Source organism: Chitinophaga sp. W3I9 (genome assembly GCF_050434025.1).
Lineage (GTDB): Bacteria > Bacteroidota > Bacteroidia > Chitinophagales > Chitinophagaceae > Chitinophaga.
This window is the reverse complement of sequence record NZ_JBNPWC010000001.1, coordinates 4,194,598-4,216,933: the sequence shown is the minus strand read 5'-3', so window position 1 is coordinate 4,216,933 and position 22,336 is coordinate 4,194,598. Positions and strand designations below refer to the sequence as shown.

Annotated in this window: 17 protein-coding genes; 6 read left to right on the top strand and 11 right to left on the bottom strand. The window is 47.6% G+C overall.

Features of this window, described 5'->3' with window-relative positions:
- Window positions 1–5 precede the first annotated feature (5 nt).
- From QFZ51_RS17190 to QFZ51_RS17155, 8 genes are all read right to left on the bottom strand, one after another.
- On the bottom strand, window positions 6–1,130 hold the full coding sequence (locus QFZ51_RS17190; protein WP_429047460.1) for a SusE domain-containing protein: 1,125 nt from the start codon (window positions 1,128–1,130) through the stop codon (window positions 6–8).
- A 27-nt stretch (window positions 1,131–1,157) separates the two neighbouring features.
- Complete coding sequence (locus tag QFZ51_RS17185; protein WP_429047458.1) at window positions 1,158–2,765, bottom strand: RagB/SusD family nutrient uptake outer membrane protein; 1,608 nt, start codon at window positions 2,763–2,765, stop codon at window positions 1,158–1,160.
- Between the two features lie 19 nt (window positions 2,766–2,784).
- Window positions 2,785–6,291 carry a TonB-dependent receptor gene (locus tag QFZ51_RS17180; protein WP_429047455.1) on the bottom strand — a complete coding sequence of 1,169 codons (3,507 nt, stop codon included), beginning with the start codon at window positions 6,289–6,291 and terminating at the stop codon, window positions 2,785–2,787.
- Between the two features lie 50 nt (window positions 6,292–6,341).
- A complete protein-coding gene (locus tag QFZ51_RS17175) occupies window positions 6,342–7,355 on the bottom strand; it encodes a FecR family protein (protein ID WP_429047454.1) in 1,014 nt (337 codons plus the stop codon).
- Window positions 7,356–7,607: 252 nt separating this feature from the next.
- Window positions 7,608–8,255, bottom strand: coding sequence for an RNA polymerase sigma-70 factor (locus QFZ51_RS17170; RefSeq protein WP_429047453.1), 648 nt, complete (start codon window positions 8,253–8,255; stop codon window positions 7,608–7,610).
- Window positions 8,256–8,533: 278 nt separating this feature from the next.
- Entirely contained in the window at window positions 8,534–8,674 is a 141-nt protein-coding gene (locus tag QFZ51_RS17165) for a response regulator transcription factor (RefSeq protein ID WP_429047452.1), read from the bottom strand.
- The gene (locus tag QFZ51_RS17160) at window positions 8,634–9,299 is read right to left on the bottom strand and encodes a PAS domain-containing protein (protein WP_429047451.1); all 666 of its coding nucleotides are present in this window, start codon (window positions 9,297–9,299) and stop codon (window positions 8,634–8,636) included. The genes QFZ51_RS17165 and QFZ51_RS17160 overlap by 41 nt, the downstream gene beginning before the upstream one ends.
- Window positions 9,300–9,379: 80 nt before the next feature.
- Window positions 9,380–9,682: a hypothetical protein gene (locus QFZ51_RS17155; protein WP_370910169.1), complete on the bottom strand. Its 303-nt coding sequence runs from the start codon at window positions 9,680–9,682 to the stop codon at window positions 9,380–9,382.
- A 94-nt stretch (window positions 9,683–9,776) separates the two neighbouring features.
- On the opposite strand from QFZ51_RS17155, the gene QFZ51_RS17150 reads away from it, so the two are divergent.
- Together QFZ51_RS17150 and QFZ51_RS17145 are read left to right on the top strand one after the other, a co-directional pair.
- Complete coding sequence (locus QFZ51_RS17150; protein ID WP_429047449.1) at window positions 9,777–10,922, top strand: redoxin domain-containing protein; 1,146 nt, start codon at window positions 9,777–9,779, stop codon at window positions 10,920–10,922.
- Between the two features lie 58 nt (window positions 10,923–10,980).
- Window positions 10,981–11,727: an XRE family transcriptional regulator gene (locus tag QFZ51_RS17145; protein ID WP_370910167.1), complete on the top strand. Its 747-nt coding sequence runs from the start codon at window positions 10,981–10,983 to the stop codon at window positions 11,725–11,727.
- 117 nt (window positions 11,728–11,844) lie between these two features.
- Here the strand turns inward: QFZ51_RS17145 and QFZ51_RS17140 are convergent, their stop codons facing one another.
- Window positions 11,845–12,348, bottom strand: a complete 504-nt coding sequence (locus QFZ51_RS17140) for a hypothetical protein (RefSeq protein ID WP_429047447.1) — start codon at window positions 12,346–12,348, stop codon at window positions 11,845–11,847.
- Window positions 12,349–12,835: 487 nt separating this feature from the next.
- Between QFZ51_RS17140 and QFZ51_RS17135 the strand changes: the two genes are divergently transcribed.
- Genes QFZ51_RS17135 through QFZ51_RS17120 form a run of 4 tightly spaced genes read left to right on the top strand, consistent with a single transcriptional unit; the run spans window position 12,836 to window position 19,274 of the window.
- Complete coding sequence (locus QFZ51_RS17135; protein WP_429047445.1) at window positions 12,836–16,096, top strand: SusC/RagA family TonB-linked outer membrane protein; 3,261 nt, start codon at window positions 12,836–12,838, stop codon at window positions 16,094–16,096.
- Window positions 16,097–16,113: 17 nt separating this feature from the next.
- Entirely contained in the window at window positions 16,114–17,571 is a 1,458-nt protein-coding gene (locus tag QFZ51_RS17130; RefSeq protein WP_429047443.1) for a RagB/SusD family nutrient uptake outer membrane protein, read from the top strand.
- 18 nt (window positions 17,572–17,589) lie between these two features.
- Window positions 17,590–18,279, top strand: coding sequence for a hypothetical protein (locus QFZ51_RS17125; RefSeq protein WP_429047442.1), 690 nt, complete (start codon window positions 17,590–17,592; stop codon window positions 18,277–18,279).
- 23 nt (window positions 18,280–18,302) lie between these two features.
- Entirely contained in the window at window positions 18,303–19,274 is a 972-nt protein-coding gene (locus tag QFZ51_RS17120) for a DUF5007 domain-containing protein (protein WP_370910162.1), read from the top strand.
- A 58-nt stretch (window positions 19,275–19,332) separates the two neighbouring features.
- Here the strand turns inward: QFZ51_RS17120 and QFZ51_RS17115 are convergent, their stop codons facing one another.
- The gene (locus QFZ51_RS17115) at window positions 19,333–19,830 is read right to left on the bottom strand and encodes a 2'-5' RNA ligase family protein (RefSeq protein WP_429047440.1); all 498 of its coding nucleotides are present in this window, start codon (window positions 19,828–19,830) and stop codon (window positions 19,333–19,335) included.
- A gap of 144 nt (window positions 19,831–19,974) precedes the next feature.
- Entirely contained in the window at window positions 19,975–22,230 is a 2,256-nt protein-coding gene (locus tag QFZ51_RS17110; RefSeq protein WP_429047439.1) for a GH92 family glycosyl hydrolase, read from the bottom strand.
- Window positions 22,231–22,336 lie beyond the last annotated feature (106 nt).

Genomic DNA, 22,336 nt, shown 5'->3' with positions numbered 1-22,336 from the left:
GGTCATTATTTTACGATGATTTCGTGGGTGTAATTTTTATCCGTGGTGAAGTACAGGTTCACATCACAATTCTTGTTATCTGCTTCGGTAGCGAACTTGTAACAGTAGTTCCACTGGTCATTGTTGGTAATAGGACGTAGCTCCCAGAAACTCAGCGGTGTAGCGGAAGTTGGACGGTTGTTATCTGCATTGGAACTTCCTATCCACTCTTCACCGGCATTGCCATCACTGTCTTTTACGTTGATACGGAATTTATAACGCTCATCACGTCCCCATGATTCCTGTTTGAAAGTGATCAGCTGGCTCTGAATTTTCCAGGTACCGCCACCGGCATAATTGATCTCGAATAAAAATTTATTCAGTGGCGCAAACCAAAGACCAATAGTGCCTATTTCTGTTACGGTTGCTGCGGCGTTATTGAAATCCAGGCGCAGGCGATACACTTTAGTACCTGCGGTTTGTTCACTTTCACCACCTTCTTTTACAGCGGTACCGGTAATGGAATAGGTATCCGGTGTACCAGTGTTCCTGCTGGTGAAATGATATTTACCGTTTTTGAGAGATGTATAAATTTCATATACCCCCGGAGCAGTGGATTTCAGCTTCAGGGCTTTCGACAGGTCAGCGCCCACTTCGGTAGCTTCACCGGTGAGGTACACATCTGTAGGGATCTCGGCAAAACCATTAGGTCTTTCTACTTCAATGGTTTTTGTTTCGGCTGCCTTCTGGATATTATATCCTTTGGATGCCAGCACCGTCCATATCAGTTTACCGGTGGCCAGGGAAGCAATGCCTGCTTTACCCGCCACACTGTTCAGGTCTTTATGCGACAAGGTCAGTTTGTTCTGCACACCGCCACCATCAGAAGAAAACTTTGCCACAGGGGCAGAGAAATCGCCGCCGGCTTTGTCAAAGGCTACTTCATATTGCACCAGGGAACCATCTTCGGCGCGGGCCTGGTCCCATTCAAAGCTCACCGTAGCGCTGGTAGTAGGCTGCAGCTTGATGTATTTATTGTCCAGCGGCGCGGTGAGCTTTGGCACCGGCTGCATATTGGTGTTGAGTGAATAATCGTCTTTCTTGCAACTAAAGAATAAAACACTCAGTATGATGATCAGATATTTTTGCATGTTATTACAGTTTTAGGTGGAAGGATATTACCAGTCTTGATTTTGTGAAAGATTTTTATTCTGATCGCGTTCTACGGTTGGCACCGGCCACAGGTAGTGTTTGGGATTTGTAAACAACCTGTTTTCCACGATGATGTAGCCGTTCGGATCTTTATTGAATGCACCGGAAGTTACTTTGATGCCTCTCACTGGCCTGTTCATCACTACCTCCGCAATTTTCCAGCGACGTACATCGTAAATACGCAGTCCTTCAAACGCCAGCTCAGCTCTTCTTTCCCGGCGGATCACCACACGCTGCTGATCCTGGTTAAGCGCTGCATTAAACTGCGTGGCGCCTGCATCGTTAAAGCCGGCACGCACACGGATAGGCTGAATCGTTTGATTCCATACGGCCGCATTCATCTGTCCCAACTCATTTTTTGCTTCTGCATACATCAGCAGTACATCGGCATAACGGATCATGATCAGGTTCAACCCGGAAGCATAATTGGTAGCGGCGCGGTCATAATATTTGTAGAAATAATAACCGGTGGGAGAAGCGCCCTGGTCGTCTACCGTATTGGTGGCAGGCACAGAACCCGGCTGCGTAAGAATGGTTTGCTCCGCTCCTGCGAAATCAATCACCTTAGAGCCATGATGCAGGATGGTAGCCTCAAAGCGTGGATCCCTGTTGATATACGGCGTGTTCTCATTATAACCGGAACCGGCTTCACCAATGGCTTTACCGTTAGCCATGATATAATCATTTACCAGGTCCTGGGTAGGCACCAGCACACTTCTCAGCGCGGCAATGGTTTGCGGCATGAAGGAACGTTGCTTGTCGTATGTTCTGCCACCGCCATATTGCAGGTCCAGGATTACCTCGCTGTTATATTCATTGGCTACGGTAAACAGGCCGCTGTAGTTGCCAAACAAGGCATAGGCGCCATTGTCTGTTTTGCCGATCAGCTTCTCACAATCTGCTACCACAGCTGCCCATTCGCTGCGGAACAGGTGTACACGGGCGCTCATAGCGATGGCTGCACCGCGGGTAATGCGACCACGGTCGTTCTGCACCTGTTGCGTGTTAGTAGGCAGGTCTTTCTGGATATCCGCCAGTTCTGCTAATATAAATTCCTGGACGGTGTTCTTATCGGTACGTGCAATGGTACGGGAAGCATCAATGGTGATGAGGTCCGTATAGAAAGGCACATCACCATACCAGGCGGTGAGCTGAAAATAAGCATACGCACGGATAAAGCGGGTTTCCGCCAGGATACGGGCTTTCAGCGCCGGGTCCATATTGGGTACCCGGTCTATATTGGTGGTAACGGTATTGCACCTGCGAATAGTGGTATAGTAATACGACCAGGTATCCGATACACGCCCGTTGGCGCCATCATAACCGCCGTTGGAAATGGCATTTACATTCATCATGCCACCGCCGCTGTTATACGCATTATCACTCAGCGCTTCATCTCCAAAGAAATAATCATCTTTTGAAAGATGTTCATAACAGGCGGTCAACGCATCGAGGGCATCCTGTGAATCACGCCAGTAGGCAGTTTCAGTGAACTCCCGGGTGATCGGCTGATCCAGTTTACGGCAACTGAACAAAGTGCCGGCCATTAATATTGATAAAACTAATTTCTTCATACAATTGATTGTTTAGGCATCAAAACTTAACATCCAGACCAAAAGCAAAAGTGGCCGCATTCGGGTAATTACGTCCTGCAATAGGGTTGTAATTAGACATGGACAACTTATCATCAAACTGCGTAAACTCAGGGTCCACGCCTATTTCACGGAAGCGTTTAGGCATAATCGTTATCAGGTTCTGGCTGGTAAAGTATACCCGCACACCCTGGATACGTGCCCTGTTCACTAAAGCTGCAGGCAGGTTGTAGCCCAGCTGGAAGTTTTTCAGACGCAGGTATTTGGTATCAAACAGCCAGTAATCGGAATAAGCGAAGTTGTTGGCATCAGCAGAACCGATGGTCAGCCGTGGATAGGAAGCACCCGGATTAGTAGGCGTCCAGCGGTCGAGGTGCTGCACCATGGCGTGGTCTTCATTGTTATGGAATGCCTCCACGATATCGCCTCGCAGGAACTGGGAACGCTTGCCCACACCCTGCCAGAACATGGTCATATCGAAGTTCTTCCAGCTTACGCTGTAGTTAAAGCCAAAAGTGTAACGCGGGAAAGGATTACCAAAGATGTAGCGGTCGTTTTCATCGATCACGCCATCTTTATTACGGTCAATATATCTCACATCTCCCGGCATCACCTGCTGGTTGTAGGCAAACGGCACTTTAGGTGCATTCTTTATATCGTCCAGGTTCTGGTATAATCCGTCGGATTTATAACCATAGTAAGAAGCGATAGGAAATCCTTCTTTAATGATAAAGGTTACGTCAGAACCACGCACTGATTCCTGGCCGAATTTAATCACCTTGTTCAGGTTATCGGCGAGGTTGAAACCAAAGTTGTGGTGGAATTTACCGGTGGTCAACCTGTAATTCACGGCCAGTTCCCAGCCTTTGTTATTTACCTTACCCACGTTTTCCAGCGGAGCGGCAGTACCTGCGGTTCCCGGTACCGTCTGGAAAAGATAGATTCCGTCTGTTGTCTTATTAAAATAATCGAAAGACGCCGTTAAAGCACCTTTCAGGAAATCCGCATCGATACCATAGTTACTCATGGTAGAAATTTCCCACTGCAACAGGTTGTTGTAAGTAGAGAAAGTAGCGCCAATAGCAGGCGTGTTATTAAACGAATAACTACCGGTGGTATACGGAGAATTGCGGTCATCTGTCAGTCGTACCCTGGCCAGGTAATTGAATCCGCCGATGTTGGAGTTACCCACCTGTCCCCAGGAATAACGCAGCTTAAAGTTGCCGATCTTATCCTTTACTTCTTCCATAAATGCTTCGTCTGTCAATCTCCATCCCAGTGAAAATGCCGGGAAGAACTGCCAGCGGTGGCCCGGAGCCAGCTTGGAAGAACCGTCGTAACGCCAGGTCACTTCCGCCAGGTATTTATCGTTATAAACGTAGTTAAATCTTCCGAAAAGAGAATTCAGCGCATACAGGTTAGGATTGCTCATATCGTTATAGGTGCCAATATCCCTGTAATCGAAGGTGCCATCCGGTTTAGGGATATAGCCGCCACCGATGGCCCAGTCGTTGTCCAGGTTGGTAGTACCAAAACGGTCGGCCCGGAAGCCGTAACCTTCATTCACCGCATCACTGCGCACACCCACCTGTCCTTTTACATAATGCTTACCAAAGGTATTCTCATACTCTACGGTACCATATACGTTTGTCGTCAGATCCTTGTATTCGGAATTATGCATCTCATTATACAACGGCGGTGTGGCGGTAGTATAATAAGGTGCATACGTGAATTTATTAATACGGGTAACGGTATTATCAATGTTATAATTACCGGAAGCATTCAGGTTGATCTTAAAATGATCTGCCGGTGTAATCACTACATCGATTCCTCCCATCAGGTTATCTACTGTTCTCAGTTTGTATCCGCTCTGTGCCAGTAAAGCCATTACGCTGTTGCTGGTCAGTGGTGGCACTACCCAGTTACCCAATGTATCTTTCACGGCAGTGGTACGCGGTACACGCATCGCATCGCGCATCAGGAAGCCGATATCAGATACCTGTGTGCGATAAGTGGAGCGGGTATAAGCTACATTACCGCTTACTTTCACGTATTTGCTCACATCTACCGACATGTTGAGACGGGCGTTGTAACGCTTGTAGTAAAAGTCCTGCGGCACATATTTATTCTGGAGCATATTGCCCTGGTCGAGGTAACCCAGCGATAACAGGTAACTGCTGGTTTTACCGCCGCCGTTTAAACTTAAATTGTGACTTTGCTGCGGCGTGTATTTGCGGATCATTTCGGTGAGCATGGCGGGTTCGGAGCCACGGTTGTGCCACGACTGTATATCACCCGGCGTATACTGCGGCGTTTTGCCGGAGTTCACGAGGGCTTCATTTTTCAGGGTCATGTACTGCCATGCTTCCATCTGCCGCGGCAGTGTGGTGGGCATTTGCCAGCCATACATACCGTTGTAGCTAACTGAAGGATGTTCGTCTTTCTTACCTTTCTTCGTGGTAATATAGATCACTCCGTTGGCGGCCTGCGAACCGTAAATGGCGGCCGATGCCGCATCTTTCAGTACAGAAATGGTTTCCACATCGTAGGGGTTCAGGTTCTGCAAACCATTGCCTCCTGCCTGCACACCATCAATGATGACCAGCGGAGCATTGCCGGTTAGGCTACCTACCCCGCGGATGTTCATGGTCATAGGTGCGCCGGGTTCCGCAGTGTTCTGCTGCATGATGAGGTTGGGCGCCTGTCCCTGCAAAGCCTGGAACATATTCACGGCCGGCCTGCTGGTGATGTCTTTTGAATTAATGGTGCTGATGGCGGCGGTTACCTGTGTTTTCTTCTGCTGGCCATAAGCCGTTACCACGATTTCTCCCAGGTCTTTGGAATCTACATTCAGCATGGCAATGATGCTGGTTCTTCCGCTGATGGCTATTTCGGAAGTTACATATCCTACGGAAGAAAATATCAGGGTGCCGTTAGCGGCGCTGGCAGGGATCTTCAGCGTGTAGTTGCCTTCCGAATTAGTAACAGTTCCCACACTCATTCCCTTTACGCGAACGTTGGCGCCGGGAATGGTTTCTCCTTTGTTATCCACTACGCGACCGGTAATAGTAATATCCTGCTGCTGATCATTATCAGCAGTAAGATTACTACGCTTCAGGATAATTTTATTAGCGATGAATTCATAGTTGATTTCCAGCGGCAACAGGATCATCTGCAGTACATCATCCAGTTTGTTATCCTTTACGTTCAGGGATATTTTTTGTGCTGCTTTAATATCATCGTTGGAATACACAAAAACCAGGGAGGTTTGTGCTTCAATCTTTTCCAGTACCAGTGCGAGACTGGCATTGTCAACCTGCAGGCTGATCAGCTGATTCATAGCGGGAGGTCTTTCCCGTTCCTTTACGGGCTGATGTTGCACCTGCCGGCGTAACCCTGCCGCATAGGCTACCTGCGCATGCAGATCCAGCACGCTCAGCAGCGATAAGCAGATTATCAGCGACAGGAAAGGCGGACGAAAAGAAGGCTTGTATAATACCTTTCTCATAACGTAGTGGTGATTAAAAATGAATAAATATTGGTGTTGGCTTGATGTGATTATTCTCCTATAACTAATGTTGAATCGGTGATACGGTAGTGGAACGCTTTCGATTTACTGAGGTAGTACATAATATCTTCCAGGGAGTTATTATGGAAAGCCCCGGTTAACCGGTACTGTTTTGGTGCGTTGGCTTCAAACTCTACCCGCTTGTTGAAATTGCGTTGCAGGCTGGCGCCGATTTCTTCCAGGGTGGCATTTCTGAAAATAAGCCGTCCTTCTGTCCAGGCTTTATCTTCCGACCCGATGGTATTGCCTTTGATCAGGGTGCCGCTGCTGGCGGTATAGGTTACCTTTACATCAGGTGTTACCAGGATGGTATCACTAATCTTTTTGGTTCCTTCATAGCGTGGAATGAAGGCTACTTTTCCTGTTACCACGGCGGTTTGCACCGGTTCATTTTCATAGGCCCGGATATTAAAAGAGGTACCCAGTACTTTAATAGTCCCTTTTTTCAGGTGTACAATAAAAGGACGTTTGGCGTTGGTGGCTACATCAAAAAAGGCCTCTCCTTCCAGGAAGATCTCGCGGTTGTCGCCGCGGAATTTTTCCGGGTAAGTGATCACGCTTTCTGCATTCAGCCAGATCTTACTGCCGTCGGCCAGTTCAATAAACGACCGGGTAGCCTTGCCGTTGCTGCGTTTCACCCATTGTTCCCGTCCGGCATCCGGTATCTTACGTGTAGCGTTAAAAAACCAGAGGACGCCGACCGGTAACAATATGGTGGCAGCAACAGCAGCTACCCATTTCCATCTCCCGGATCTCTTAGGCTCCATCGGATGGATGTTAGTCGTTTGTTGTTTTATTTTAGACATCGTTCGCTGCAGGGCCTGTTCCGTGTTTTCGGCCGACAGGTGCCGCGGATCTTCAAAATAGTGGTGGAGGTGATGATATTTTTCTTTCAATACCGGGTACTGTTCCAGCAGGGCATCCAGCTCCGCCAGTTCCGCAGGCGTTGCAGCTCCCGCCAGTTTACGGGTAACCAGTAAGACGAAATGTTCTTCGTTTATCATAAAATGGAATCGTGTTCAGGTATAAGGACAGGTGGCGGAGGGAAAACTACTTACAAGCGCGGAAAAAATATTTTCCGCGGAGGTTGTCTTACTCAGGATTACACTGATTATACTGATTTTCTGGATTTTGTTTCTTTGGATTTTTTTGATTTTAACAGAATTAGTGGGTGAGATATAATCGAAGCTATCCGCTTATATCTCCCCTAATCATTAATAAAATCCAAAGAAAAAAAATCCAGAAAATCAGTATAATCAGTGTAATCCTGCTCCAAGACAATTTCCCTCGCCGAAGGCGACCAGGGCAGACATAGCGAGCAGCATGATCAGCGGTGGCAGCATTTCCTTCGTTTTGCCGATGGCGCCCAGCCCTTCGTTCAGGCGGCGCATGGCGCGGAAAAGCTGCGTTTCCACCGTGCGGGGAGAGATATTGAGGATTTCAGCAACCTCCTTGTATTTGAAGCCGTCTTCTTTGATCAGCTGGAAAATGCGACGGCATTGGGCCGGCAGCGAGGACACGATCTGGTCCATTTTAAAACGCATCTCCTTCCATTCCAGGTCGCGTTCCAGGTCGATGCTGTTACGCAGATCGGCCGTATCGGAACCGGAAAGCGGTACAATGCGCAGGTGGGAATACTGCTCCAGGTAATTGAGCGAATGATTTTTTACGGCCACAAAAAGATATACTTCCAGGTTAGATACCTGCTCTATTTCCTTACGGCGGTTCCAGAGTTTAACAAAAACATCAGACACTATTTCCTCCGCCGCTTCCTTTACATGCACATACCGGATACAGAAATGCAATAAACGGTCGTACAGATGACGGAACAAACGGGCAAATGCCTGTTCATCATCATAACGCGCTATCTGCACCTGCCATTCACTAATCTCAGCCATCTTCATGTGTATGCTAAAACGTTTTTGCTTAGTGGACAAAAAAAACGAGAATCAGCGGTTCTCCTTGTTGTTCTGGTTGTTATCGTGATAACTTTTGGTTGACATAACAATGTTATAAAAAAAGATCAATATAAACAATTATCCATTTTAAATGATAATATATCTGCATATATCTATCAGTCACGTTGCCCTGTCTCTCCGGATCTTACCTCCATCCTTCCTTAATCAAAAGATAAAAATCATTATAATCAGCGTAATCAGGCAGAAAGACAAAATCCGCTGCATTAAACCCACCCCTCCTTCACCGCCTTTACCACCAGTTCAGCAGCCGATTTGATTCCCGTTTTCTTCAGCATGTTTTTACGGTGCTTGTCCACCGTAAGCTTACTGATATTTAGATGGATAGCAATCTCCCGGCTGGGCATACTGGCCAGGCACCAAACGAAGGATCTCTTTTTCCCTTTTGGTCAACACTTCCCGGCTGGGTGTGAGCGTTTTCCGGATTTCCACATTGGTAAAAGATGGTTCTCCCTCCAGCCCTACAAAAGATAACACCGGGTGACCGGCGGGTTTCAGGTGGGTAATATCCGTATGCACGCATAAACTGCGTAATACGGCGCCGGTTTCATCGTGCTGTATGCAGGTGGACTGCTGCAGCAACCGCACATATTCGCCGCTGGCTTTCCGCACGCGCAGATCGTAACGGACTTTATACTTCAATACTTTTTCGGGTGGCAGCCGGGAAAAGAAATCCACCGCCGCCTGCTCAAACTCCAGGAAACTGGCCACATCTTCCGGGTGAATACGTGACATCATCTCGGTAATCGTACATTCATCCGCGTTATAACCCAGCACGTCGTATACACCCGGATGCATGAAGTCGAGTTCTCCCCTTACCGCATTAAATATAAAGTAGTAGCACGCTCCCACCTGGAAAAAACCAAGCACTTTCTTATGGACTTCCATCTCCAGCGCCAGATCCGGCGGATCATTGCGCTCAGCCAGTATATTCCAGACCTTCCTGGTTTCTTCATATATGCGAATCGTCATGGTACTAGGGAGATATTACAATGAAAACCGTAAGCAAACCTGCTAAAAAGGGCTATCGACGGGCATTCCGGCAACGTCAACTAGCTCAGCAGATTAAAAGATACAAAAACAATTGTGATACTTATGCATATTAATGCCACCAGGAAGGTATAATCAGCTACCTGTTCCAACCGCTCACTGGTCCTCCCTTCGTTGCTTTTCAACGATAAAAAAGACAACAGGCAACTCGCCATCAGCAGGATGGCCGCTATCCCGGTGCAGTCATCTATAATGGTGGCATGATTGAAATGAGCCACTTTAATGGAAGTTAATACGATCAGGCAAAAGCCCAGCAGGTTGGTAGAGGTATTCAGTATGTGCGGCGACTTACTTTGATTTGCCATAACTCTGTATTGTATGTTATTCAGGATTAACAAAAGTCCTGTATTGCAAATGAATAAATTTTGTTGATAGTTTAGGCTCCTGATAGCATATCTTATGAAAAAAATAACACTTATAGCGCTGTGTTTGCCCGCATTCATAAATGCCCAACCCGCAAAATATGTCCTGAACGGCAAACTTACCAAACAGAACGGCCCCGCAAAAGTGTACCTGAACAAAGTAGTGAATGATGTGCTGGTAGTTGACTCGGCAGTGGTACAAAATGGTGAATTCCGTTTTGAAGGTTCCGTGGAAGGTCCCGTTCGTGCCATGCTCATCCTCGATACCAAAGGTGGCGGCATCGATTTCATGCAGCTTCCACCGGACGCGGACACCAGGATCTTTTTCCTGGAAAAAGGAACCACCAAAGTGTTGATCAGGGAACATGTAAGCAAAGCGCGCATCTCTTCCCCCATCAACGAGGAAGCTGCCAACTTTAATAAATCCATGAAATCTGTTCTGAAATCCATCCGGCAGCTTTCAAAGGAATATAACAGGGCGCCTGCCAGTAAAAAAGACGACAAAGGATTCCAGCAGCAAATGGCCCTGCAGTACCGCGTGTCCTACGAAGCACAAAAACTGCTTCAACATAAATACATTGCAGAAAATCCCAACTCCTTCTATAGCCTCATGGCACTGGAAGAACTGGCGGGCCTGGATGTAAACCCCGACCTGATAGAACCTATCTTCCTTAAACTCTCCGAAGAAATACGCAATACCACCGAAGGAAAAGCCTTTGCAGCAGAAATTGCCCGGGCCAGGAGCCTCACAGTAGGATCAGATGCACCCGACTTTGAAGTACCCGACATGAATGGGAAAATGGTAAAGCTCTCCGACTTTAAAGGCAAAACCGTATTCCTGGATTTCTGGGCCTCCTGGTGCGAACCCTGCAGACGCGAACACCGCAAGATCCAGGAAGTCTATAAACAGTTCAAGGATAAAAACTTTACCATTATCAGCGTGGCACTCGATCCGCCGGCCGACCGGAAATATTTGCTCGAAGCCATTAAAGAAGACAGCATGGTGTGGACCAACCTCGCCGATCCTAAAATAGATAAAAACCACGCTGCCAGGGTATATGGCGTGAAAGCCATCCCACAGAACTTCCTCATAGATTCTACCGGCATGATCTTCAACAAAGACCTCACCGGGGAAGCACTCTACCAGCAATTAAACAGTTTGCTGAATAAACAGAATGAGTAAAAAGCCCTACATTTGTCCTTGTCAATTATAAATATAAGTTATCGTAAATATATAATACATGGACAAACAGCCCCTTTTCTGGGCCGCTAATCTCAAATTATTACGGACACGAAAGAAGATTTCCCAACAGCACCTATCTGATTTACTTGGACTGAACCGGAACAAGATCACCGCACAGGAAAGCGGGAAAACACGCAATCCCCGGATGGACGACCTGGCGCTGATCTCCGGCTATTTTAAAATAGACCTGGACCTCATGGTGAAAACCGACCTGTCGCAGCTCCCGGAAGAACAACTCCTGGAACTGGAAGCCGGGAAAAAGGTGGACCTAACAGGCAGGCATATACGTATCCTGCCGATTACGGTCGACAACAGCAATGAGGAAAACATGGAGTTTGTTCCTGCACGCGCCCGGGCAGGCTACCGCAGCGGCTTCAGCGACCCGGCGTTTATTTCGGCACTGCCCAAATTTACCCTGCCCGGTTTGCCCAGGGGTAAAACCATCCGCATGTTTCCCATCAGCGGCGACTCCATGGAACCCATTCCTGATGGCAGCCATGTTATTGCGCAATACCTGCAGGACTGGTCCCATTTAAAAGATAATACCGCCTGCATCCTCGTGCTGAAAGGAGGCGAAGAAGAAATTGTATTTAAAGTGGTAGGCAATCACATTAAGCAAAACGGTACGTTATCACTGCATTCACTGAACCCGCAGTATGAAACCGTAACCGTAGCCCTTGAAGAGGTACTGGAAATATGGACTTTCATCGGTTATGTGAGCAAACAATTCCCGGAGTTGAATTAAATCAACCCGGCGATAACATTTTCATGCGTCCCCGTTTATTTAAATATAAACAGGCGCACAAAAAAACGATGCCGGCCGGCATCGTTTTTTTGTGCGCCTAACTTTCTGAGGAACCGTTTACTTGTAATTCTCTCGGAACGCCTGTAACGCCTGTTCTATCCTGACTTTCAGCTTTTCGCCGGGTGGCCCGTCGCCGGGTTTGGCGATGTGAAAAAGCGCCAGTGTATTGTTTTCCTTCAGCTCACGGCTGCCCTTGTCGCTCTCCGCTATGTGTACAACCGGGCCGTCAAATTCCAGCCCGATATAATAATCATAAAACACACCTTTAATGGAGCTCACCGGCGCACTAAGGCGGTAAAGGCTATAACTGGTTTCCACCGGGTAACGGAAAGTTACCGACAGGATACCATCTTCGCTCACGCGGAAAGAAGACTCGATTTTCGCACCCGCCTCCGTGAGATAAGATAACTCCGGCGGATATACGGCAGCGGCGTCGTTGAGGATTTTGGTAAATACGGCGGCTGCCTTGGCCCTGCTTCCCGGGTTGACTGCCTCCTGGGCGAAGCTATGGATACTGAAAATGGTCAGCAGGATGCCGACAAATAAGTAGCGTTGTTTCATAGGTATAATTTCGGGTTAGATAGTTTATTACAACCCTAAATATAATATTTTTAAATTATATATCTATACCCCGGACACGGGAAGAAGAAATTCACTGTTTTTGTTTACCTGTAGGGAGATACAGACCGCGGCCAGACCTGCTTCTTTTTAAGATTGTTTACAATCTTTTAAATTTCATTAACAAGTTATTTTTCCTGTTCATACTAATTTCATCCTCACATTCTGAGACCTGTGATTTAATCAGAAAATCGATTTAGCAATATAAGAATTTATCAGACCAAAATTCAAATTAGTAACAAAAAAAGGAGTTTATCAGACCAAAATTTTGTCATCGGAAGCGACGATGGTATTTGTCAAATCAAAATTAGTCAACAACAGAGAATACGTTTTACATCATTTATTCCGGGTATAATACGTCAACCAATATCATAATAACAACTGGGTAATCAGCATTCCAGTATCATTCATCAGTTTCAAATCAATTTACATGACTGTTAATTTTACACAAAACAGCCGTAACGGCGCTGTTATGTTATTAACGTTCTGCCTCACCTTCCTATGCCTGAGAGGTACCGCACAGGTAAAATCTGCCTCCACACAGATCACCGTATCAGGCACAGTAAAGGATGGTTCAGACGGCAACCCGTTGCCGGGCGTATCTGTAAGCATTTCAGACAGCAAAGCAGGCGCTATCACCAACACGGATGGTGGCTACACACTCAAAATGAATCCTGGCAGTACGCTTACCTTCAGCATGATGGGCTATCTTCCTTACTCGGTAATAGTAAAGGAAGCTAATGCGCATCTAAACGTAACTTTACCGGTAGACAAAAAAATGTTGAAAGATGTGGTAGTTATCGGGTACCAGGAAACCTCCCGTAAAACAGTTACCGCCGCCGTTACTTCCATTAATCCAAAAACATTACTGGATGTGCCCACCCCTACTTTCGACGCCTTGCTGCAGGGACGCGCACCCGGCCTGGATGTGCAGAACTATTCCGGTGAACCCGGCGTAAGGAGCAACGTGGTAATGCGTGGTAACACCGCCGTAAGCCGCAACATCAACAGCGACTTTACCAGCAATTCCGGGAAAGCCAGTTTGGCCCGCGCATTGAGCGGGCCCCTTTACGTTATCGACGGTGTACCGCAAACCACGGAAGACATTGCCGCCATCAATTACGGCTCCGGTACCAACACCGACGTAATGGCCGGTATTTCCATCAACGATATTCAAAGCATCGATATCCTGAAAGATGCCTCTGCTGCCGCGATCTACGGATCAAGAGGCGCAGGCGGTGTCATCATCATCAAAACAAAAAGGGGGATCTCCGGTAAACCCAAAATTGATTTCGCTACCTATCATGGTTTCACTGAAATGCCCCAACTGGATAAAGTGCTGATAGGCGCGGAAGAACGCCGGGCTAAAATGGACCTGATCAACCATTACGGCGACTGGGGCACCCTGAGAAATATCCCGCAGGTGCTGACCGACAGCCTGAATCCGGCCTTCAATAACGCCAACGATTACCAGGGTGGTATGTATCAAACCGGCCGGGTCGACAACTACGACCTTTCCATTTCCGGTGGTAATAACCTGATCAACTACCGCTACGGCCTCAACTACTACAGCGAAGATGGTATCATCCGGAAATCAGGCTTAAAGCGTTACAGCTTCAGCAGCAGCACCGGCTTGAACCTCTCTCCCAATGTACAGATCAATACACAGATCCGTTACTCGAAAATAGACCGCCCAAGATCCATCAATGATCTCTCCGGCGGCTACGGTCCTTTCAACGGCGGGTACTATGCATCCAACGCATTGCCTACCTCCCTGCTGTATATGAGCAATGCCAACAAAGACTTCATTTTCGGTAATACCACCAGCGGCACAGATCAGAACAGTAATGATAACCTGTCTATCAGCCCGATCATCGAATGGAAGATCTCCAGCAAATTTAACTTCACCACGGTGATCTCCTTTACACAAACCAACAGCCGGATGGACTCTTATACCCCCGGTGCTGTAAGAAGAGACGGAACCGGTAAGGCCACCAGCTTTGTTGATAAATCGAACAACTACTTAATGAGCAATACGCTCCAGTACACCACCACGCTGAATACCAATCACTCGTTCAACTTCCTGGCGGGTCAGAATACAGAGTACTGGGAATACCGGGCTACACAGTCCAGTGCCATCGGTATACCGAATGACCAGATCCGTACCGTTACCGTGCTCAATAAAAACCTGGCCGATACCCGCTCCGACCTGTTACAGAGCGGTATCCAGTCGCTTTTCTTCAGAGCCAACTACGGCTATAAAGAACGCTACCTGTTATCTGCAGTAATCACCGCAGATGCCTCCTCCCGTTTTGGTAAAAATAACCGCTGGGGTTATTTCCCTTCCGTATCTGGTGGCTGGGTAATCAGCGACGAACCGGCACTAAAATCTGCCAGCAGCTGGCTAAGCCTGTTGAAATTACGCGCCAGTTACGGCGTTGCCGGCCGTCAACCGGATGGTGGCGACAACTACCTCTCTTATAATACTTACCGTATCGGTGCAGGTGATTTCCCCGGCAGTACCAATCCTGCTACAGGAAACAACTATGGCTTTGCCTATAACGGTATTCCGGCCGTGTCGCTCGACTTCGACAAAGGTCTTACCAACAATAACCTGAGCTGGGAAAAGAGTACACAAAGTAACCTGGGTTTGGATGTAACCTTATATAACGGCAGGTTTAATGTTGTTGCAGATGCTTACATTAAAAATACCAACGGCGGTATCTTTAACCTGAATGTACCTGTAACCACCGGTTACTCCATCCTCACCGCCAACGCCATCGGCATACGCAACACCGGTGTGGAAGTACAGTTCATTGCCAATATCCTGAAGCCATCTTCAAAATTCCAGTGGCAGGCGTTGTTAAACCTCGCGCATAACGACAACCTGATTACCTCCCTGCCGAACGGCGGCCGTGATATTTATCTCGATAAATACCTGCTCCGCCAGGGACAACCACTGAACTCTTACAATGTATTTAACAAAACAGGCATCTACTTTACCGATGCAGATGTACCGGTAAATAAAGCCAGCGGATTACCGCTCAGTTTCTACGGTTATCCATTCAGAGGTGGCGACCCGATCTGGCAGGACTCCAACGGCGACGGTATCCTCGATAACACCGATTACATCCCGGCTGGTAACCCCAACCCTAAAGTAACCGGCGGTTTTGGTAATACCTTCAGCTACAAGAATTTCACGCTGTATGTGTTCTGTACTTTCACGGCGGGCCGTAAAGTATTCAACGACTACCTCGCCGGAAAGCTTTCCCAGCTGGTACCTACGGATGATGGCGATCCCGATCCCTATCACTCCCTGTCCACCCATTCCATGCCCGACCTGAGCAACATCAACTACTGGAGAAATCCGGGCGATAAGGCGGACTATCCAAGTCTCAGTTCCGTAAACGGTACCCACTACAAATACGCCATGGTAAGTTCTGCCTGGATCGAAAGCGGCGCCTACTTCCGTGTGAAAAACGTATCCCTCTCCTACTCTTTCAAGCAGGAAGTACTGGATAAAATTCACTTCAGACGTTTAAGGATCTATGCGCTGGCCGACAACCTTTATATCTTCAAACAATCTAAAAATATCCCTGACCCTGAGCAGGTGGATGCCTTTGGAGTATATAGCGGCAGTGGTTATCCCATTCCCAGAAAGTTCACCCTGGGACTGGATCTTAGCCTTTAACCATAAAAAAGAAAATCATGAAAAAACAACGCTTATATATCGCTTATGCAGCTGCTGTTATTTCTGCAGCTTCCCTGGTGTCGTCCTGCTCCAAAATACTGGACCTGGAACCGCATAACTCCACTTTTACCAGCGCTTATTTTTCTACGGAAACAGATGCCAAAACATCGCTCGCCGGAGCTTATGCCATCCTGCGTAATATCCTGATCCGTGATAATTCCTGGCATAAATACGGGGACATTGTATCCGGCGAACTGAGTATCGACGGCGGCCGGGATAACGGCAACTACAATATTTCGAATGGTCAGTTTGTTGGCCTGAACGTGGGTGGTAATAACTGGAACTGGCAGCAGTACTACCAGCTGCTCCAACAGGTAAACCTGATCATCAATAAAGTACCGGGTATCGACGACAGCAAATTCACAGATATCAATAACAAACGGCACGTGATCGGCGAAGCTTACTTCCTCCGCGCCTTTACCTACTTCTATATGAGCAGGATCTGGGGAGATGTGCCGTTGAAACTGGAACCGGACCTGGATGTGTCTACCGCGAAGAATATCCCGAGAAGCCCGGCCGACAGCGTTTGGAAACAATGCCTGGCCGACCTGGAAGTGGCTAAACAAAACCTGGATTTTGGTTATGAAGATGAATCTGAACGGGCGGTAAGAGCCAATAAAGGCGCTGCATTTGCCCTGCAGGCACATATCCTGGCGTGGAAAGGCGATTACGCCGGCTGTGAAGCAGCAGCGAATGAAGTAATCACCAACGGTGGTTATGCGCTGATCGATTCTGCCAATTACATGAAAGTATTTATCGGCAAAACACAGGAAGGTATTTTTGAGATCAATATCAACGACGGACAGTCAGAAGGAATTTCCCTGGCCACCAATGGCGGTGCAGGCGTTACGCTGATGATGCCGTTTATCGATGGAAAAGGATATATCGAATGGCCGGTGAATGAAAACTACCTGTCAATTTATGATGCCGATAAAGATATCCGTTTCAAAGACTTCTTCTACGGACTTGGCGGTAACCAGGGACAGATCATCAAGTTTTCTAATATTGCTTATGCGGATGGTTCTACCAAAAAAGATCCCCGCATGACCAACAACCTCACCATCTTCCGGCTGGCGGATATCCTGCTGCTGAGGGCTGAGGCGCTGAGTAAACTGGGTAAGGATGGCGATGCACTGCCCCTGCTTAACAGGGTACGCGAACGTGCAGGACTGGACGATTATGCCGGCGCTGGTGAAGACCTCGCCACTACCATCCTCGAAGAACGCCTCCGGGAGCTCTTCTACGAAGGCCACGCTTATTACGACCTGGTGCGTAATAAAAAACTGACTACCTACAATGAGCATTTCCCAGGCGATCAGTTTGAAAACGGCGGCTGGTTATGGCCCATTGATCCAACAATGTTTAAAGACGATTTCACCCTTACACAAACTCCTTACTGGAGAGGTAAACTCTAACCCATTAAAATCAGCTGTATGAAACATAAAATATATCTCTCTTTCATCGCTTTGATGGCCCTGGTTTTATTTTCCTGTAAGAAGGATTACACGATCGGCGGCAGTTTGCATGATCCGCATGTAAACATGACTACTTATGATTACCTGAAAACAAATCCGCTTTTTGATACCGTTGTGTTGATGATCGATAAAACAGGTTTGAAGGAAGAAGTAAATGCTACCGGAACCTTCTTTGCCATCACTGACTATGATATCACCAACTACCTGGATTTACGGCAGGAAATGGAACGCACGCAGAGAACAGATCCTAACTATATCTTTACTTTCGACTCCCTGGATTTTGGAGCAATGAGAGATTCTTTACGGGCTTATCTTTTCAAAGACCTGATTCCTTTAGACAAAGCTACCAAAACAGGAAAGCTGTACAGGGCAAACGACGGGGAACTGCGTCTGGTACAGGGCATTCCCAGCGGGGATTATACCGACGGAAGCGTATTCACGCAATACCCGGTATACCTCTACCTGACCAAGCTGATTGCAAAACCCGGCCATCCTGTTCCCGTAACAGATGCCGACCTGGCTAATACCATACCAGAGCAATACCTGCAAGCACGCTGTCAGACTACCGGTATACTTACTACGAACGGAATACTGCATGTGTTGAATAACAAACACACATTTACCTATTTCGCGGATACGTTTAACTGAGTTTTCACCCTTACGCAATGATCATGAAAAGAAATATAAAAATATTCGGCGCCCTGGTGATGGCTGTTTCGGCAGCTATGTACGGTTGCTCCAAAGTGGAAAACGGTTTTCTCAGCAACCAGATACGCTACATCGATAATCCGATTAAAATAAAACGCGGCCAGGTACAATCCACCAACCCCGTGAGCAACGATGGTTCCAGCGCACCGGTAGTGTACAAGCTCCTGGATATCCGCGATGCAGTGAAACACACCCATGCCGACTCCGTATTCACTAATTATGAGCGCTATGAGTGGATCGGGAAATTTGATCCGGAAAAAGATACCACGGTAGAATTGCTGAATAAAAAAAGACAAAAAGTAAACACCCCCTGCTTTGAATTCAACGAGCATACCGGCGCCTTTACTTTTTACGGCACTTCCATCAAAGTACCACTGGGCACCTACGAATTTGATATAGAGGCCTCCAATCAGAACGGCAGCAAACAGTATAAAAACATTGCCACCTTCACGCTGATAGACGAGCCGCCTTATCATGTGGGCGACGGCGGCGCTGCCTGGTTTAAAGACGGTACCACTACCAGTGGCGACCTGGGCGTGCCCACCGTTACCATCCGGAAGATCTCCGATGAAGGCACCAATATTATCCTGAAGATCGCTGACCAGAACGGCCGCTACTTTAACCCGGCCAAGGGAGAGATCATCCGCAGGGGCGACCGTAGTGATTTCCAGACCTATGCACAGTTTCATCCGCTGGAGAAAACAGATACGAGCATGGTCTGCAACTTTGAAACCACGCCGTTTCCCTTATTACAAAGTGTGTACGGATACCTGATCTATTATCGTATCCCAAGCCAGTTTGTAACCGTGGATCCAGGGTATGCACCTACCAACGAAAAAATCTATAACGTGAACCCCCGGTTCCAGTTCCAGATTTTCCAGGAAGGAACCTACGAGGTGGTTGTTAAGATCAAACACGTGAATAGAATTATTTAACAACGATAAGACGATGAATGAAGTAAGAAAGCCTTTCCGGTAATTCGGGAAGGCTTTTTTATGTGAGGAAAGGATATTCCCCTGCCAGTTTCCAGGGGCCTTTTAAATACTGCCACACCTGTATGCCCGTAGCGGTTACTTCAAAGGGCCGGAAGCTGGCCGCCAATTGTTCATGCGCCTGCTGCGCTTTAAAAGCCGTTACCTGGTTCATGATAGTGATATGCGGCCGTAATGGCTGCCGGTCGCGCGGAATCAGCCAGGGTTCCCATTGCATTTGCAGGGCTTCATGCAATGCCCGTAGTTCTGTGGACATGAGCGTATAGGCAATACCGTTGGTATACCGTTTCAGTTCACTTACCTGCAATAAAAAAGACGGCCGCGCAACCATCGCCGCAAGGGAAGTAATGATTTGTGGTTCATCCGCCGGCAGGCGGTAAAATAAAGTAAGATGTGCGTGCACCTCGTTGGCATGAGCAGGATAATACTGCCGGCGCATCTGGTTAAAGAATGCGGCGGCGTTCCGTTCAAGTTGCAAAGTAACGATGTAAGATGCCATGTCAGCTGCGAAGATAATAAGGCGCCGCCGGTTTACAGCCAAGATATCAGCATAAAAAAAGACCGCCTCAATAAGAGACGGCCTTTCTTTTGTCTTCATCATTGTTACCGGTTCACCAAAACCAGTAAACTTCTTAGCGCCTAATTACTGTACGCCCCAGCTCTTGTTAGGCTTCGGGCCCATGAACAGCTCCAGCGTTCCGCCATCAGTTAACTGCTGATGTGTAAACGTAGGTTTGTTCAAAGGTTTGCCGTTGAACTTTGCCTGTTGAATATATTTATTTACCACGGAGCTGTTGTGCGCCACTACGGTAAACTGTTTCTTGTTGGGCAATGCGATGCTTATATTTTCAAACACGGGGCTGCCAATGGTATATTCCGGGATACCGGGTGTTACCGGGTAAAAGCCCATGGAGGAAAATACGACGAAGGCCGACATTCCGCCGCCGTCTTCATCACCGGGAATACCAAAGATGTTATCCTTAAACCAGGTATCGAGCAGGAAACGGATACGCTGCTGCGTTTTCCAAGGAGCGCCGGTGTAGTTGTACAGGTACGGAATATGAAAGCTTGGTTCATTACCCATGGAGTATTGTCCTACAAGACCGGTGGCATCCGGGAACTTACTCCAGAAAGCGTAACGCGACATATCCAGCGGTTCACGGAACAACTGATCCAGTCTTTTTTCAAACGCATCTTTCCCACCCATCAGGCTGATGAGGCCGGGGATATCCTGTTGTACCTGCCAGAGGTAGGTCCAGCCGTTATTTTCGTCGTAGAAATCGCGACCACCAATACCGCCGTCATACTTTACGTTGATATCGATCCATTCCCCGTTACCATCTTTCGGCAGGAAAAATTGTTTATCGGCGTTCCATAGATTTTTATAATTCTTCGCTCTTGGTGCAAACAAACGCTGGTCATCTTTCTTATTCAAATCACCAGCCAGCTCGGACAATGCCCAGTCGTCGTAGCTGCCGCCTAAGGTAACGGCTACTGCCTGTCTTTTTTCAAAAGGATGCACCGCTGGCTCGGTTTCTTTTTCGCCGATGCGCAATGCAGGGAAATAACCTTTGTTGTGATACACGTCGTCGAGCGCTGTTTTAGGACCATTGCGCCACGGAAGCATAGTAGCGTCCGTCGCATTTTTCCGCATGCCCTCATAGGCTTTCCCAATATCAAAATTTTTCAACCCTTTCCGGTGTGCGTCCAGCATTACTACGGAAGAATGGAACCCGTTCATGCAGGCGTGATCGCCAAACAACACGGGGAAGGTAGGCAGCCAGCCACTTTGCTCGTACATGTGTACAAACGATTGCAGCATGTCTTCTTCCTTTGCAGGATCCAGGATCATTCTCAGCGGATGCAGTGCCAGGTAGGTGTCCCAGGTCCAGTCATCTACATAAAAAGGACGGTTGTCTTTGTGGATCTGTTTATCATAACCACTGTAATACTGCCCGTCTTCTGTAATATCCACTGCTCTTTCATAGCAACGGTATAAGGCCGTATAAAAAGAACGTTGTTGCGCCAGCGTACCACCTTTTACCTTCACCTGGTTCATGACATCTGCCCAGGCTTTTTTTCCACTGGCGGCTACGGCGTCAAAATCTTTCTTACTGATTTCTTCTTCATAACTTTTCTTTGCCTGTTCTGCGCTGATGTAACTGATAGCGTATTTGAAAGTAACTTCCTTTATAGCGGCAGGGAAACTGATAAATGCTTTGATTCCTTTACCAGCAATATTTTTATTGTTGCTCAACTGTCCCTGTTCCGCTACACCGGGTGTACCGGCTTCACTGAAAACGCCGTACAGGTATACTTTTACATAGCCGTTATAAGTTTCCATGCCGGTCATTACCTTATTGGGCAGGAAGGTGTAAGCAGCCTCCCCATCGTTATAGGTACCAAACAACAGCGATTTTTCTTTACCGGCAGGAAAACGGAAACGATAGTAGCCTGCTTTTTTACCGGCAGTAAATTCCACGTTTACTTCTTCATCCAGCAGCCAGGTAGAATAGTACCAGGGCCGGTTGGTTTCCAGGTTATGGTCGTAAGCCATCCGGGTTTGCCAGTCATTTTCCGACAGCTTGCCAGTGGCGGGTTTCAAGGAAAACACCTGCCCGAGCCGGTGTGATACCACGTTCAATGGAAAGTCGGAGATCTGGTCATCCATAAAGTCTTTCCGCTGCGGCGTAAACCGGATCAGCTGGTTCGGCAACTGCACGGTGGGCCGGGTAGGCTCCAGCAGCTGACCTACGTTTCCTATGGTTGGGTCAATCAGGTCGATGGATGGCTTTACGCCGGGGATAGTATCATACACCGCTGCATGCGCGCGGCCGGATAAGCATACAAAAGGTGTCAGCAACAGAAGGCTGTACAGCTTCCAGTTTGTTTTTTTCATTCACTAAAATTTATGCGCTGGGAGAATTCCTCATTGGCTACAGAACGAATTAACAAAATAGTTTAATCATGCACAAGGCATGATTAAACTATTTATAGGCCAAATC

Excerpts from the sequence above, each read along its gene's own strand:
- QFZ51_RS17160 (WP_429047451.1), bottom strand. The coding sequence starts at position 9,299 with ATGACGATTCGCATATATGAAGAAACCAGGAAGGTCTGGAATATACTG.
- QFZ51_RS17185 (WP_429047458.1), bottom strand. The coding sequence starts at position 2,765 with ATGAAGAAATTAGTTTTATCAATATTAATGGCCGGCACTTTGTTCAGT.
- QFZ51_RS17155 (WP_370910169.1), bottom strand. The coding sequence starts at position 9,682 with ATGGCAAATCAAAGTAAGTCGCCGCACATACTGAATACCTCTACCAAC.
- QFZ51_RS17180 (WP_429047455.1), bottom strand. The coding sequence starts at position 6,291 with ATGAGAAAGGTATTATACAAGCCTTCTTTTCGTCCGCCTTTCCTGTCG.
- QFZ51_RS17125 (WP_429047442.1), top strand. The coding sequence starts at position 17,590 with ATGAAACATAAAATATATCTCTCTTTCATCGCTTTGATGGCCCTGGTT.
- QFZ51_RS17110 (WP_429047439.1), bottom strand. The coding sequence starts at position 22,230 with ATGAAAAAAACAAACTGGAAGCTGTACAGCCTTCTGTTGCTGACACCT.
- QFZ51_RS17115 (WP_429047440.1), bottom strand. The coding sequence starts at position 19,830 with ATGGCATCTTACATCGTTACTTTGCAACTTGAACGGAACGCCGCCGCA.
- QFZ51_RS17165 (WP_429047452.1), bottom strand. The coding sequence starts at position 8,674 with ATGCCCAGCCGGGAGATTGCTATCCATCTAAATATCAGTAAGCTTACG.
- QFZ51_RS17170 (WP_429047453.1), bottom strand. The coding sequence starts at position 8,255 with ATGAAGATGGCTGAGATTAGTGAATGGCAGGTGCAGATAGCGCGTTAT.
- QFZ51_RS17190 (WP_429047460.1), bottom strand. The coding sequence starts at position 1,130 with ATGCAAAAATATCTGATCATCATACTGAGTGTTTTATTCTTTAGTTGC.
- QFZ51_RS17130 (WP_429047443.1), top strand. The coding sequence starts at position 16,114 with ATGAAAAAACAACGCTTATATATCGCTTATGCAGCTGCTGTTATTTCT.
- QFZ51_RS17140 (WP_429047447.1), bottom strand. The coding sequence starts at position 12,348 with ATGAAACAACGCTACTTATTTGTCGGCATCCTGCTGACCATTTTCAGT.
- QFZ51_RS17150 (WP_429047449.1), top strand. The coding sequence starts at position 9,777 with ATGAAAAAAATAACACTTATAGCGCTGTGTTTGCCCGCATTCATAAAT.
- QFZ51_RS17145 (WP_370910167.1), top strand. The coding sequence starts at position 10,981 with ATGGACAAACAGCCCCTTTTCTGGGCCGCTAATCTCAAATTATTACGG.
- QFZ51_RS17120 (WP_370910162.1), top strand. The coding sequence starts at position 18,303 with ATGAAAAGAAATATAAAAATATTCGGCGCCCTGGTGATGGCTGTTTCG.
- QFZ51_RS17135 (WP_429047445.1), top strand. The coding sequence starts at position 12,836 with ATGACTGTTAATTTTACACAAAACAGCCGTAACGGCGCTGTTATGTTA.
- QFZ51_RS17175 (WP_429047454.1), bottom strand. The coding sequence starts at position 7,355 with ATGATAAACGAAGAACATTTCGTCTTACTGGTTACCCGTAAACTGGCG.